15 protein-coding genes and 1 pseudogene are annotated in these 13374 nt (G+C 65.8%); 6 read left to right on the plus strand and 10 right to left on the minus strand.

The annotated features are described in order from the left end of the window. The 4 genes from ORS3428_RS23995 to ORS3428_RS24010 all read right to left on the minus strand — a co-directional run. Window positions 1-672: penicillin-insensitive murein endopeptidase (locus ORS3428_RS23995; protein ID WP_071100778.1), on the minus strand; the 672-nt coding region annotated here is incomplete at its 3' end. Between the two features lie 99 nt (window positions 673-771). After that, the gene (locus ORS3428_RS24000) at window positions 772-1677 is read right to left on the minus strand and encodes an SDR family oxidoreductase (RefSeq protein ID WP_071100779.1); all 906 of its coding nucleotides are present in this window, start codon (window positions 1675-1677) and stop codon (window positions 772-774) included. Between the two features lie 14 nt (window positions 1678-1691). Further along, entirely contained in the window at window positions 1692-2849 is a 1158-nt protein-coding gene (gene queG, locus ORS3428_RS24005) for a tRNA epoxyqueuosine(34) reductase QueG (protein ID WP_071100780.1), read from the minus strand. Continuing rightward, window positions 2830-3522 carry a glutathione S-transferase family protein gene (locus ORS3428_RS24010; RefSeq protein ID WP_071100781.1) on the minus strand — a complete coding sequence of 231 codons (693 nt, stop codon included), beginning with the start codon at window positions 3520-3522 and terminating at the stop codon, window positions 2830-2832. Before ORS3428_RS24010 ends, queG begins: the two co-directional genes overlap by 20 nt. 211 nt (window positions 3523-3733) lie before the next feature. Here ORS3428_RS24010 and ORS3428_RS24015 point away from each other — a divergent pair, with 211 nt between their 5' ends. Then, window positions 3734-4540: an undecaprenyl-diphosphate phosphatase gene (locus ORS3428_RS24015; protein ID WP_071100782.1), complete on the plus strand. Its 807-nt coding sequence runs from the start codon at window positions 3734-3736 to the stop codon at window positions 4538-4540. Window positions 4541-4708: 168 nt separating this feature from the next. Here the strand turns inward: ORS3428_RS24015 and ORS3428_RS24020 are convergent, their stop codons facing one another. Together ORS3428_RS24020 and rsmI are read right to left on the minus strand one after the other, a co-directional pair. After that, entirely contained in the window at window positions 4709-5086 is a 378-nt protein-coding gene (locus ORS3428_RS24020) for a YraN family protein (protein WP_071100783.1), read from the minus strand. Further along, a pseudogene (gene rsmI / locus ORS3428_RS24025) lies at window positions 5079-5975 on the minus strand (16S rRNA (cytidine(1402)-2'-O)-methyltransferase). Before rsmI ends, ORS3428_RS24020 begins: the two are co-directional and overlap by 8 nt. Before the next feature lie 157 nt (window positions 5976-6132). Here rsmI and ORS3428_RS24030 point away from each other — a divergent pair. After that, the gene (locus ORS3428_RS24030; protein WP_071100784.1) at window positions 6133-6321 is read left to right on the plus strand and encodes a hypothetical protein; all 189 of its coding nucleotides are present in this window, start codon (window positions 6133-6135) and stop codon (window positions 6319-6321) included. A 27-nt stretch (window positions 6322-6348) separates the two neighbouring features. Here ORS3428_RS24030 and hemW read toward each other — a convergent pair whose 3' ends face one another. From hemW to rph, 4 genes are all read right to left on the minus strand, one after another. Beyond that, a complete protein-coding gene (gene hemW / locus ORS3428_RS24035) occupies window positions 6349-7527 on the minus strand; it encodes a radical SAM family heme chaperone HemW (RefSeq protein ID WP_071100785.1) in 1179 nt (392 codons plus the stop codon). Further along, window positions 7524-8186 (minus strand): RdgB/HAM1 family non-canonical purine NTP pyrophosphatase, encoded by a 663-nt coding sequence (rdgB, locus tag ORS3428_RS24040; protein ID WP_071100786.1) that lies wholly within the window; start codon window positions 8184-8186, stop codon window positions 7524-7526. The genes hemW and rdgB overlap by 4 nt, the downstream gene beginning before the upstream one ends. After that, window positions 8186-8596 carry a VOC family protein gene (locus ORS3428_RS24045; RefSeq protein WP_071100787.1) on the minus strand — a complete coding sequence of 137 codons (411 nt, stop codon included), beginning with the start codon at window positions 8594-8596 and terminating at the stop codon, window positions 8186-8188. Before ORS3428_RS24045 ends, rdgB begins: the two co-directional genes overlap by 1 nt. A gap of 187 nt (window positions 8597-8783) precedes the next feature. Further along, complete coding sequence (rph, locus tag ORS3428_RS24050) at window positions 8784-9500, minus strand: ribonuclease PH (protein ID WP_071100788.1); 717 nt, start codon at window positions 9498-9500, stop codon at window positions 8784-8786. A gap of 171 nt (window positions 9501-9671) precedes the next feature. Here rph and hrcA point away from each other — a divergent pair, with 171 nt between their 5' ends. From hrcA to ORS3428_RS24070, 4 genes are all read left to right on the plus strand, one after another. Next, window positions 9672-10754: a heat-inducible transcriptional repressor HrcA gene (hrcA, locus tag ORS3428_RS24055; RefSeq protein ID WP_071100789.1), complete on the plus strand. Its 1083-nt coding sequence runs from the start codon at window positions 9672-9674 to the stop codon at window positions 10752-10754. Between the two features lie 35 nt (window positions 10755-10789). After that, a complete protein-coding gene (locus ORS3428_RS24060; protein WP_071100790.1) occupies window positions 10790-10987 on the plus strand; it encodes a hypothetical protein in 198 nt (65 codons plus the stop codon). 116 nt (window positions 10988-11103) lie between these two features. Beyond that, complete coding sequence (locus tag ORS3428_RS24065; RefSeq protein WP_071100791.1) at window positions 11104-12447, plus strand: PQQ-dependent sugar dehydrogenase; 1344 nt, start codon at window positions 11104-11106, stop codon at window positions 12445-12447. Between the two features lie 256 nt (window positions 12448-12703). Next, complete coding sequence (locus ORS3428_RS24070; RefSeq protein ID WP_071100792.1) at window positions 12704-13321, plus strand: LysE family translocator; 618 nt, start codon at window positions 12704-12706, stop codon at window positions 13319-13321. Window positions 13322-13374: the final 53 nt, after the last annotated feature.

Below are 13374 nucleotides of genomic sequence, written 5' to 3' on the forward strand. Positions count from 1 at the left end.
GTGGCCCCAGAACGGGCGGATCTTGCGCAGCCAGGAACGGTCGCCGGTGACCGTGTCGCACAGCTTCTTCTTGATGCCCGGATTGACCAGGATGCGCTCGACCTCAGGGTAGCTGGCCGCACGCTTCAGGAGACGTGTGTGCGCCGGCGTCCACAGCGCATCCTTCAYCCGATGCGTCTTCTCGTCGACCATCAGCGTGGCGCTCATGGTCTCGCGCTGCGYAATCGTCAGCGGACGCTTCGGCATTGGCGTCAGCCAGATGTCGGCATCGAGGCCGATCTGGTGCGAGGCGTGGCCGGTCATCATCGGGCCGCCGCGCGRCTGCGAAATGTCGCCGATCAACAGCCCCGGCCAGCCGTCCGCGCGGGCATCGCGCGCGAGTTTCTCGATCAGCGCGATCATCGCCGGATGGCCCCAGCGGCGGTTGCGCGAGGGGCGCATCACTTCCCAGGTCGGGCCGTCCATCGGCAAGGCGACGCCGCCGGTGAAGCAGCCCTTGGAGTAGAAGCCGAAGGACTGGGCAGGCGCCACCGCCGGCAGTTTCTTGGCGCCGAACAGGTCCTTTGCGCGGGGTTCGGCGGAGATTGCGGCCGCGGCCAGCGCGGCCAAACTCACCAGCGCAAGTGCGGCGGTCAGGAACGGCTTCCTGTCGGGAAGCGATCGCAACGTCATCAGGCCGGGGTCCCCTCTCCAGTCAATCCGTTTGCAACGACGCAGTTGAAACCACACGCGCTAGGCGCGAATCATACCATGTCATGCACTGCGCTTCGATCACGAGCCTTTCATCGGGCTGCGCGGCTCTCCGTCCCGCCAATTGCCGTCAGCCCACATACGCTCCAGCGCCACCCGGTAGTTCGGGAAGCGGAAGCTGTAGCCGGCCGCCTTGATCGCCTTGTTGGCGACGCGCTTGTTCTCGCCATAGAAGGAACGCGCCATGGGCGAAAGTTGGGCAGTCTCGAAGGGAATTTCCGGCGGCGGCTCCACGCCCATCAGCTCTGCGGCATGGGCAACGACATCCTGCGGCGGCGCCGGCTCGTCGTCGGTGACGTTGAAGACGCCGCCGAGATCTTTCTCCGCCAGATGCCAGAGCGCGCCGGCGATGTCGTCGCAATGGATGYGGTTGAACACCTGGCCGGGCTTGACCAGCCGCCGCGCCGTGCCGTCTTCGATGTTCGCAAGGGCGTTGCGGCCTGGGCCGTAGATGCCCGACAGCCGCAGGATCGCCACCGGTTTTCCGATCTCGCGGCCGAGCTTCAGCCACTCCTGCTCGGCAGCCACCCGCATCACCGAGCGCTTCGATACCGGCCTGCATTCGGCGCTCTCATCTACCCATGCCCCGCCGTGGTCGCCATAGACGCCGACCGTCGAGAGATAGCCGATCCAGACGAGCGCCGGCATTTTTGCCCGGATCGTTTCGCCGGCGGCGTTGAGCACCGGATCGCCGGACTCGTCCGGGGCGACCGAGACGATGAGATGCGTGGTTTGCCGAATGGCATCGCCGATCTCGGGCGTCAGTAACCCGTCGAAGCGCAATGGCTCGATGCCTGCCTGCCGCAACGCCTCGAACYTTTCYGGCGACCGTGTCGTGCCCAGGATCGGCGCGCTTTGCCCGTTTGCCCRCGCAAAGGCCCTGCCGGAATAGCCTGCGCCGAAGATGAAGAAGCGTCTTTCGCCCATCAATCACTCCCTCTTCAATGATCCTTGGCCGGATCTGGCAGCGCCGCCAGCCATTCGTCGCGCACAATTGCCTCGCCCTCCGTCTTCAAGGCCGCTGCGGCGAGCTTGRCAAAATCGCGCTGCGGCATCAGTTGCGATAGCGCCCAAACTGCCGCACCCCGCACCAGCGACGAGYCGTCGTCGARCAAACCGCGCACGATCGGCACCAGCGAGGCATCGCCCGAATTGCCGGCGGCGATCAGCACGTTGCGGACAAAACGGTCGCGGCCGATGCGCTTGATCGGCGAGYCGGAGAAGAAGGAGCGGAACGCGGCGTCGTCGAGAAGCAAAAGCTCCGACAGCGGCGGCTCGCGCAGATCCGCGCGCGCGGCAAGCTTGGCCTCGGAGGCGACGCTGGCAAACTTGTTCCAGGGGCAGGCGGCGAGGCAATCGTCGCAGCCATAGATGCGGTTGCCGATCTTCTCGCGGAATTCGCGCGGGATCGGTCCCTTGTTCTCGATGGTGAGGTAGGAGATGCAGCGCSGCGCATCGAGCCGGTAGGGCGCCGGAAAGGCATTGGTCGGGCACACATCGAGACAGGCGCGGCAGGAGCCRCAATGGTCGATTTCCGCTCTGTCGGGGTCGAGTTCGGCCGTCGTGAAGATCGTGCCGAGGAACAGCCACGAGCCGTGCGCGCGGCTGACCAAGTTGGTATGCTTGCCCTGCCAGCCGAGGCCGGCCGCTTCGGCCAGCGGCTTTTCCATCACCGGGGCCGTATYGACGAACACCTTCACGTCGCCCCCGGCGCGCGCGACGATCTTGCCGGCGATCTCCTTCAGCCGGCCCTTCATCACGTCGTGATAGTCGCGGTTTTGCGCATAGACCGAGATCGCGCCGCGATCGCGCTTTTCGAGCAAATCGCGCGGATCGCGGTCCGGGCCGTAATTCATCGCCAGAACGATGATCGAGCGCACCTCCGGCCACAGCGTCGAGGGCTCAGCTCGGCGCTCGATCGTCTCGGCGATCCAGTCCATCGAGCCATGGAAACCGTCGGCGACGAATTCCGCCAGGCGCGCAGGCGCCTGCGGGATCGCGTCCGGCCGGGTGACGGCAACGGCGTCGAAGCCGGCGCGGCGCGCCTCTGCGTCGATCAGCGCGCGCAGGCGGGCTTTATCAGAAATCGAGGTCCGCATAGTGCGATACCGGCGACAGGCCGCGCACCCGGTCGGAGAGCAGCGGCCGGAACGACGGCCGTGATTTCACGCGTGTATACCATTCGCGAGCGGCTGTGTGCTCGCGCCAGTCGATCTCGCCGAGATAGTCGAGCACCGAAAGCGTCGCCGCGGCGGCGAGGTCGGCATAGGTCACCTTGTTGCCGGCCAGCCAGTGGCGGGTGCCGGCCAGCCAGTTGGTGTATTTCATATGCTGGCGGATATTGGCGCGCGCCGCCCGGATCGCCGCCGAATCGGGCGAGCCGCCGCCAGCCGTCTCCGGCATGATCGGCTTCAGCACGCGCTCGCGCACCAGATGGCGCGTGACCTCGCTTTCGGCCTTGCTGAGATACCAGTCGGTCAGCCGGCGAATCTCGGCGCGCTGCATCGGGTCCTCGGCGAACAGCCTTTTGTCGCGCTTCAGAACCCCGCGCGTCTCGTCGAGATATTCGGCGATCACCATGGCGCCGACGATCGGCACATCGCCTTCGGCAAGCAGGATCGGCAGCGTTCCGACCGGATTCAGGGCCAGAAACTCCTTGCGCCGCGTCCAGGGCTTTTCCTCGATCAGCGCCAATTCCTCGCCATACTCGCCGAAGGCGAGGCGCACGAACCGGCAGGTAGCGAACATCGGATGGTGGAAAAGCGTCAGCATGGTTCCGCGATGATTGGGCCCACTGGCGAATCGTTTTCAGCGCCGGTAAGTCTTGGCCGCCCGATTCCAGGGATTGTCATGTGTTGCGACCTATAGGGGCACTTCCGCGTCATGACAAGCAAAGCCATCCCTTGGAGCATGATGTCGTCCGAAAACCGCTTCACACTTTTCGGCATCATGCTCCAGCCGTCACTCGAACGCAGAGCTTGCCATGGAAAGCCAGACCATCGTCGAAGCGCTGCTGCTTGGGCTGCTGGAGGGCCTGACCGAGTTCATTCCGGTTTCTTCCACCGGCCACATCCTGCTCGCCGGCCATTTCCTCGGCTTTCATTCGACCGGCAAAGCCTTCGAGATCCTGATCCAGCTCGGCGCGATCCTGGCGATCCTCAGCGTCTATTTCCRCCGCCTCTGGAAGATGCTGCTCGAACTGCCGCATGATCGCCTGACCCGGCACTTCGTCATCGGCATCCTCATCGCCTTCCTGCCGGCGGCGGTCATCGGCGCGCTGGCGCATGATTTCATCAAGACCTTCCTGTTCGAATCGCCGCGGCTGATCTGCATCATGTTGATCATCGGCGGCGTGGTGCTGCTTGCCGTCGACCGCATGAACCTCAAACCCGTCTATCGCGACGTCGAGCGCTTCCCGACCAGGCTCTATCTGCAGATCGGTCTCTTCCAGTGCCTGTCGCTGATTCCCGGCACCTCGCGCTCCGGCTCGACCATCGTCGGCGCGCTGCTCCTCGGCGTCGACAAGCGCGCGGCGGCGGAGTTCTCATTCTTCCTCGCCATGCCGACCATGGTCGGCGCCTTTGCCTTCGACCTCTTCAAGAACCGCAATGTGCTGACCTCGGCCGACCTGCCGATCATCGCCATCGGCTTCATCGCCGCCTTCGTCACCGCGCTGTTCGTCGTGCGATTCCTGCTCGATTACGTCTCGCGCAAAGGCTACTCGCTGTTCGGCTGGTGGCGGCTGGTGGTTGGCACCGTTGGGCTGGTGGCGCTGATGGTTTGGGGGTGAGGCGCCACCCTCCCCCTTGTGGGGAGGGTCGATCAGCGCAGCGGATCGGGGTGGGGGTCGGCGCCGCACCCCCGCCCGGGCTCGCCAACGACGCTTCGCGTCGCCTGCTCGCCGACCCTCCCCACGTCGCCTGCTCGCCGACCCTCCCCACAAGGGGGAGGGTAGCGCTCAATTCCGCCCATAAAACGCATTCTCGACATGCACCGGCCAGCGCCAGGGCAGCACCGCCACCATGTCGAAGCGCGCCGATAGTCTGCCATAATCCGGTTGGCGCGAAAGCCAGATGTCGGCGGCCGCTTCGATGCGCCGCTCCGACCTGTAGGCGATCGCTTCCATCGCCTCGATCAGCGTGCGGCGCGCCTTGACCTCGACGAACAGCACCAGATCGCCGCGCCTGGCGATCAGGTCGATCTCGCCGAGCTTGGTGCGATGGCGGCGGGCAAGGATCCGGTAGCCTTTCAGCATCAGCGCCAGCGCCGCCAGCCATTCGCCGCGATAGCCGCGCCGGTAGGCCTTGCGCCGATGACCGACGGTGCGCTCAGCCATCRTCGTCCGCCTTGAGCTCGATCAGCCGGCGGTAAAGCGCCTGCTTCTGGCCGCCGGTCATCTTCGCCGCTTCCGCCGCCGCCTTCGAGGCCGGCATTTCGGCGGCCAGTGACAACAGCAGCCGGTCGATATCGGCAGGCTGGTCTTCGCCCGCTTCCGGCGGGCCGACGCAGACGACGATTTCGCCCTTGGGCGTGTCGGCAGCCGCATAGTGATCGGCGAGCTCGCCCAGCGTGCCCGTCCGCATTTCCTCGAATGTCTTGGTGAGTTCCCGACCGATCGCCGCTTTGCGCTCGCTGCCGAGCGCCTCGACCATCGCGGCAAGCGTTTCGGCCAGCCGGCGCGGCGACTCGAAGAAGATCAGCGTTGCCGGCACCTGCTTGAAGCTTTCGAGCTTGGTCAGCCGCTGGCCTGCCTTGGCGGGTAGGAAACCGGCGAACAGGAAGGCATCGGAAGGCAGGCCGGATGCGGTCAGCGCGGCGAGCGCCGCCGAGGGTCCGGGCACCGGCACCACGCGGGTGCCGCGCTCCAGCGCCTCGCCGACCAGCCGGTAGCCAGKWTYKKWWWYCAARSRSRWGMCGGCATMCGAGATCAGCGCGACGCTTTGTCCGGCCGCGAGCGCCTCGATCAGCTTCGGCCCGGCCGCGGCGGCATTGTGCTCGTGATAGGCGGTGGTGCGGCGGCGTATGCCATAGCGTTCGAGGAGYACGCGCGAGACGCGCGTGTCCTCGCAGGCGACGATATCGGCGCCGGCCAGTGTCTCCAGCGCGCGCAGCGTGATGTCGGCAAGGTTGCCGATTGGCGTCGCCACCAGATAGAGCGCCGGGTCGAGCGGGCGTGCTGGGATTTCGGTCTGGCCGATCAGATAACTGCGTTTCTCGCCGGTCAAGAATAACCCTCCGTTCACTCTGTTTGGCATGGCTCATGGGCGGTTGCAAAACGTGAGGTCGATGTAAGGAAATCGCCATGCCTTCGCCACAGTGAGGAACGACACCGGCACCGGCGGATTTAATTCCCTGATTCCCGGGAGGAGGCAGGACCGAACGATGCCCAATCGCTTCGACATCTTCATCARCCGACTTGAAAGCAAAAACGCCCGCGAGGGCATGCCCCCACATCCGATTGCCGCCCAGCCCGGCACCCGCCGCGACAAGGCCGACCTGAAGCCGGCCCGCAACGGCGAGGCACATGCGGAAAAGAACCGCGGCAAGCACCGCCAGAAGCACGACGCCTAGAGCATTGCTCCGGGCGCAGACGCTCGTTTACCGCGCCAAATCCRCCACCACGGCGTCGAGCACGATCATGCCGGCGGTCGTGGCGCGGAGCCGGGCATTGCCGACCGGCGCCACCAKCCCCTCTTCCTGGAGCACGGAAAGCCTCGCGGTCGAGAGGCCGCGTCCGGCAAAGGTCTCGTAGCGCGCGAGGTCGATGCCTTCGGYAAGCCTCAGCCCCATCAGCAGGAACTCGTCGGCCTCTTCGGCGCGCGTCRGCACTTCGCCGCCGGTGACGCCATGGCCTTTGGCCTCGACCAGATTGGCCCAGGTCTCCGGCATTTTTTCCGCGACCGTCACGGTGCGGCGGCCGCTCTCGACAAAGCGGCCATGTGCCCCCGGCCCGACGCCGACATATTCGCCATAACGCCAGTAGGTCAGATTGTGCCGGCTCTCCGCGCCCGGCCGCGCGTGGTTAGAGATCTCATAGGCCGGCAGCCCGTGCGCCGCCGTCACTTCCTGCGTCAACTGGTAGAGGTCGGCGGCATGGTCGTTGTCGGGAAGGACGAATTTCCGCGCCGAATGCAGCGCGTGGAAGGGCGTGCCCTCCTCGATGGTGAGTTGGTAGAGCGAGAGGTGGTCGGCGGCGTGGCCGATCGCTTCTTCGAGTTCCGCTTGCCAGGCCTCGGGCGTCTGGCCCGGCCGCGCATAGATCAGGTCGAAGGAGAGCCGCGGAAAGATTTCGCGGGCGAGCCCGATCGCATGGAGCGCCTCCCCGACATTGTGCAGCCGGCCAAGGAAGCGCAGGTCCTTGTCGTTCAGCGCCTGCACGCCGAGCGAGACGCGGTTGACGCCTGCCGCGCGATAGCCGCGGAAGCGCTCGGCCTCGACCGACGAGGGATTGGCCTCCAGCGTCACCTCGATGCCGGCGGGCACCGTCCAGTTCTTCGCTACGGCTTCCAGCACCGCCGAAACGGTTTCCGGCTTCATCAGCGACGGCGTGCCGCCGCCGAGGAAGATGCTGGTCACCTCGCGCGGTCCGGTGCGGGCGCGCATCGTCGCCAGCTCCGTMGCGAAGGCGCGCGCAAAACGCTCCTGGTCGACCGGCTGGTGGCGCACATGGCTGTTGAAGTCGCAGTAAGGGCATTTGGCCGCGCAGAACGGCCAATGGACATAGACGCCGAAGCCGGGGCTGCGGTCGAGCGGCATGGTTTGGCCGATCCCGATCATTCCGCGCCAGACCGCGCCAAGTCCAATCGGGCTTGGGCAAACTTCTGGAAGGCGCGGGCGCGGTGCGACAGGGCCGTCGCCTGGCCGGGCTTCCAGCCRTGCTTCTCCTCGGCGCTCATCTCGCCGAAGGTCTTGTCGAAACCGTTGGGCAGGAACACCGGGTCGTAACCGAAGCCGAGCGTGCCGCGCGGGGGCCACACCAGCGTGCCCTCGGCCTCGCCGCGATAATATTCGGCGTCGCCATCCGGGAAGGCGAGGCAAATGACGGCGACGAAGCGGCCGGTGCGCTGCGCCGGCTCGGTTGCGCCGACCTCCTGCAGCGCCACCTCGGTGCGCTGCATGGCCATGCCGAAATCGCGTGTGCCGTCCGGCGTCTCCGCCCAGTTGGCGGTGTAGACGCCTGGCGCGCCGTCGAGCGCGTCGACGCAGAGCCCGGAATCGTCCGACAATGCCGGCAGGCCGGTGGCCTTGGCGGCTGCGTATGCCTTGATATAGGCGTTCTCCTCGAAGGTCGTGCCGGTCTCGTCGGGTTCCGGCAGGCCGTACTCCTTGGCCGATTTCGCCTCGAAGCCGAACGGCGCCATCAGGTCGGCGAATTCGCGCAGCTTGCCGGCATTGTGGCTGGCGACGACGATCTTCTGTCCGTTCAAAGAATGCATCAGAGGCCCCAGATCCTTGGCTCGGCGAACTCGATCGAATTGCCTGAAGGGTCGCGGATATAGATCGAGTGTCCGCCCTGCGGCCATTCGAAATCGCTTTCGATGGCGATGTTCTTGGCCGCCAGGCGCCTGCGCCATTCGTCGATCTCGTCGGCGGTCGCCGCAAAGCAAAGATGGCCATCGCCGACCGTGCCATGCGGAGGCACCTTCAGCCTGGCGTCGGGCGCCGGCGGAATTTTGGTCGCCTCGGCGTTGAACAGAAGCAGCACGCCGTCGCYGCAGCGGAAGAAGACGTGCCGGCCTTCGACCTTGCCGAGCAGTTCGAGGCCGAGGATGTCGGAATAGAATTGTTCGGCAGCCTGCAAATCGGTGACGTAAAGGGCCGATTCCAAAATAGCGGAGGGCTTCACGAGGCACCCCCCTCTGGCCTGCCGGCCATCTCCCCCGCAAGGGGGGAGATCAGCAATTCCGCCGACGGCGTCTCAACATTGGTGGTTGGCGAAACCCGAGGCGACGTCCAATCTCCCCCCTTGCGGGGGAGATGCCCGGCAGGCCAGAGGGGGGTGTGAAGGATCGCCGACCTCATCGCATTCAACGTCAGGCCACCGCCATCTGCTGCAAGCTCACCAGGCGCTGGATGCCCTTCTTGGCAAGCGCCATCAGCGCGGCAAACTGCTCTTCGGAGAAGGGCTCGCCCTCGGCGGTGCCCTGGATCTCGACGATGCCGCCCTTGCCGGTCATGACGAAATTGGYGTCGGTCCCGGCCGAAGAATCCTCAAGGTAATCCAGATCGATGATCGGCTGGCCGTCATGGATGCCGCAGGAGATCGCGGCGACATGGTCCTTCAGCACCTTGGAGACGCTTGCCATCTGGCGGGCCTCCATCCAGCGCAGGCAATCATAGAGCGCCACCCAGCCGCCGGTGATCGACGCCGTGCGGGTGCCGCCATCGGCCTGGATGACGTCGCAGTCGATGGTGATCTGYTGTTCGCCCAGCGCCTGCAGGTCGACCACGGCCCGCAGCGAGCGGCCGATCAGCCGCTGGATCTCCAGCGTGCGGCCGCCCTGCTTGCCGGCCGACGCCTCGCGCCGCATGCGCTCGCCGGTCGAGCGCGGCAGCATGCCGTATTCGGCCGTCACCCAGCCCTTGCCGGAATTGCGCATCCAGGCCGGCACCTTTTCCTCCAGRCTCGCCGTGCACAGCACATGCGTGTCGCCGAATTTCACTAGGCACGAGCCTTCGGCATGCTTGGAGACGCCGCGCTCGAAGGAGATGGCACGCATTTCRTCGGCTTGGCGTTTGGAGGGGCGCATCGAGGCTCTTTCTGTTCTTTCGCGGATTCGTCCGGCGGCTTGTAGACGCATGCGGCGCATGGCGCAAAGGAAAACGGGCGCAAGGGAAAAGGGGGTGCAATGGAAAATCGGCCGGGTTGCGCCACCGGCCCTTGAGTCTATATCTTTTCGGTTGGAGGTTTCTCGCCGCAAATGAACAAGGCAGTCGACCCAACATCGCAGTCGCCCGTGCTTCAGTCACTCGACATGCGTTCGCGCGACATCTTCAGGCGGATCGTCGATTCCTACCTGCGCGATGGCGAGCCTGTCGGCTCCCGCAGCCTGTCGCGCATCCTGCCCTCGTCGCTGTCGCCGGCCACCATCCGCAACGTGATGAGCGACCTCGAGCATCTCGGCCTGATCTACGCGCCGCATGTCTCGGCCGGCCGCCTGCCGACCCAGATCGGCCTGCGTTTCTTCGTCGATGCCTTCATGGAGCTCGGCGATCTCTCGGACGAGGAGCGTCGCGTCATCGAGGCGCAGGTGCGCGCCTCGGGCTCGGGCTTCACGCTCGAGCATATGCTGACCGAGGCCAGCCAGATGCTTTCGGGCATGTCGCGCGGCGCCGGCCTGGTGCTCGCCGCCAAGAACGAGGTGGCGCTGAAGCACATCGAGTTCATCCATTTGGAGCCCACCAAGGCGCTCGCCGTGCTGGTGTCGCAGAGCGGTGACGTCGAGAACCGCGTCATCGACCTGCCCGCCGGCATCACCGTCTCGCAGCTCCACGAGGCCTCCAACTTCCTCAATGCCCATATCAGGGGGCGCACGCTGGCCGAGGCGCGCGTCGAGATCGCCCGCATCAAGGACGAAACCAGGGCGGCCCTCGACACGCTGTCGCAGGAGCTGGTCGAAAAGGGCCTCGCGGTCTGGGCCGGCGCCGAAAGCGGCCTGCCGGCGCGCCTCATTGTGCGCGGCCGCGCCAACCTGCTGGAAAACGTCACCGCCCAGGCGGACCTCGAACTGCTGCGCCATCTGTTCGAGGATCTGGAAACGCAGGACGGGCTGCTGCAGCTTCTCGACCTCGCCGAGGAAGGCCCCGGCGTGCGCATTTTCATCGGCTCGGAGAACAAGCTGTTCTCGCTCTCCGGCTCGTCGCTGGTTGTCGCGCCCTATCGCGACAAGGATGCGCGTGTCGTCGGCGCACTCGGAGTAATCGGCCCGACGCGATTGAACTATGCCCGTATCGTCCCGATGGTCGACTATACTGCCCAATTGATTTCTCGCATGCTGAGGTAAGCGGGAGCGAACGGGATCGCCGCAAGGAGGGTGGAATGGCGCTGGAATCGTTCAAAGCCCGGATCAGCCTGCTGCTCGAGGAGATGGTGAACCAGCCCAAGGACGGGCACGAAGTGCAGGAGCAGCTCCGCGAGAAGCTCAGGGAAATGCGCGCCATGGGCCTGCCGCTGCCGGCCGATCTGGTCGCGCTGGAGAAGCGGCTGGACGACGATTTCTACGCCCAAGGCAGCTGATTGGCGCACTCAAAATCGCGTGTGCGGCCCTGCCTGGGCGGAACGTGTGCTTGATCGTGCCGTTCTCCTGGCCTTGAACCGTTGACAACCACAGGGCGAAAAGGCCGGAGGACGGCATGGTCCGTTTTGCCTGKTTTGCGGGGGCTGTGCTCCTCGCCACCGCGGCCCTGGCGCAGCAGGCCGGCCAGCCTGTCCTGACCGGCGAAARGGCCTTTGGCGACTGGAAGGCCGACCACCCCGGCGTGCGCCGCCTGATCAGGCCGGGCGACCTGGCGTCTCCGCGTATCGGCAGGCTCGCATCGAACGCGCCTGGCCTGGCTGACCGCCCGCAAGGTGCGAAGCCGACATTGCCGCCCGRCTTTTCCGCGGAACTGGTTGCATCCGGTATAGAAAATCCCCGTGTCGTGCGCGTCGCGCCGAACGGCGACCTCTTCGTGGCCGACAGCGAAGCCGACCGCATCCGCGTCTACCGCCTCGGCGCGGGCAGCGCCAAGCCGACGGAAAAATCCATCTTCGCCGAGGGGCTTAGCCAGCCCTACGGCATCGCCTTCTACCCCCCGGGGGACAAGCCGCAATGGGTCTATGTCGCCAACAGCGACAGCGTCGTCCGCTTTGCCTATCGCGACGGCGACCTCAAGGCTTCCGGCGAGCCGGAAACCATCGTCGCCAAAATCCCTGCCGGTTATCACTGGACCCGCGACATCGCCTTCTCGCCTGACGGCAAGACGCTTTATCTTTCGGTCGGCTCAGGCTCGAATACCGCCGAGGATACGGGCGCGAGGCCGAAAGGCGGTCTCGACGAATGGGTGAAATCGCAACCGCTCGGCGCCACCTGGGGCTCGGAGGCCGRCCGCGCCGACGTGCTCGCGTTCGACCCCGACGGCCAGAACAGGCGCACTGTCGCCACCGGTTTGCGCAACTGCTCGGGCATGACCGTGCAGCCGGCGACAGGCGCGCTCTGGTGCGTCGTCAACGAACGCGACGAGCTTGGCGAGAACGTACCCTTCGATTTTGCGACGGCAGTGAAGGAGGGCGCCTTCTATGGCTGGCCCTGGTACTATATCGGCTCGAACGAGGATCCGCGCCACAAAGGCGCAAGACCGGATCTGGCCGGCAAGGTCACGGTGCCGGATGTGCTGATGCAGGCGCATTCGGCGCCTCTCAACATCGCCTTTTACGAGGGCRACAACTTCCCGGCCGAATACAAGGGCGATGCGTTCGTCACCCTGCACGGCTCGTGGAATCGCAATCTCCGCAGCGGCTACAAGGTGGTGCGGCTGAAGTTCAAGGACGGCAAGCCGACCGGCGAGTATGAGGATTTCGCCACCGGCTTCGTCGTTTCAGACGACGCCGTCTGGGGCCGGCCGGTGGGCGTGGCGGTGGCGAAGGACGGCGCGCTGATCCTGACCGAGGACGGCAACGGCACCATCTGGCGCGTCAGTTATGGCGGCGGGTCCTGATCGGGCTGCCCGAGCGGAGATGCTGCGCGAAGACCCCTCACCCGGATTGCCAACCGAACGGCAATTCAGGGCAATCCGACCTCTCCCCGAGGGGAGAGGAGTTCGTCGGCGCCGGCGCAACCTCTTCTCCGCTCGGGGAGAAGGTGGCCGCGAAGCGGCCGGATGAGGGGGGCTGGCGCAAACGAATCCGGCCCTTAGCAATTCATTCCCGTTCGTTTTCGTGCGATAGACGCCTCCTGATCTCGGGCCTGCAATCATGACACTCACCGGATTCCTCGCTTACAGCGCCGCCCTCGGCGTAGCCGCTGCCATTCCAGGCCCCGGCATCACCGCGCTTGTCGCCCGGGCGCTCGGCTCCGGCTTCCGCTCGTCGCTGGCTATGTCCTTCGGCCTCATGCTCGGCGATCTCACCTATCTCACCGCCGTGGTGCTCGGCCTTGCCTTCGTCGCGCAGACCTTCGGTATGGTCTTCCTCGCCATCAAATGGGCGGGTGTCGCCTATCTCGCCTTCCTCGCCTGGCGCTTCTGGACCAGCRGCATCTCGCCCGAAACGGTCGAGGCGCGCAAAGGCAAGGGCGGCTTCGTCGCGAGCTTCATTGCCGGTCTGAYGGTCACGCTCGGCAACCCGAAGACGATGATCTTCTATCTCGCCATCACGCCGACCATCGTCGACCTGAAGACGATCACCCCGGCCGACTACGGCATCCTCGTCGCGCTCACGGTGAGCGTCCTGTTCGTGGTGCTGGTGCCCTATCTGGCGCTGGCCGCCAAGGCGCGCTGGTTCCTGAAATCGCCGCGCGCGCTGAAGGCGCTGAACCGTACGGCGGCCGGATTTATGGTGGGCGCGGYCGCGGCCATCGCGGCACGCCAATAGGCCGCAATCTCAACCGGCTCCCATTTCGGCGAAAGCATTCCGAAAACGGGCCG

This window comes from Mesorhizobium sp. ORS 3428 (assembly GCF_001854785.1).
Taxonomy (GTDB): Bacteria; Pseudomonadota; Alphaproteobacteria; order Rhizobiales; family Rhizobiaceae; genus Mesorhizobium.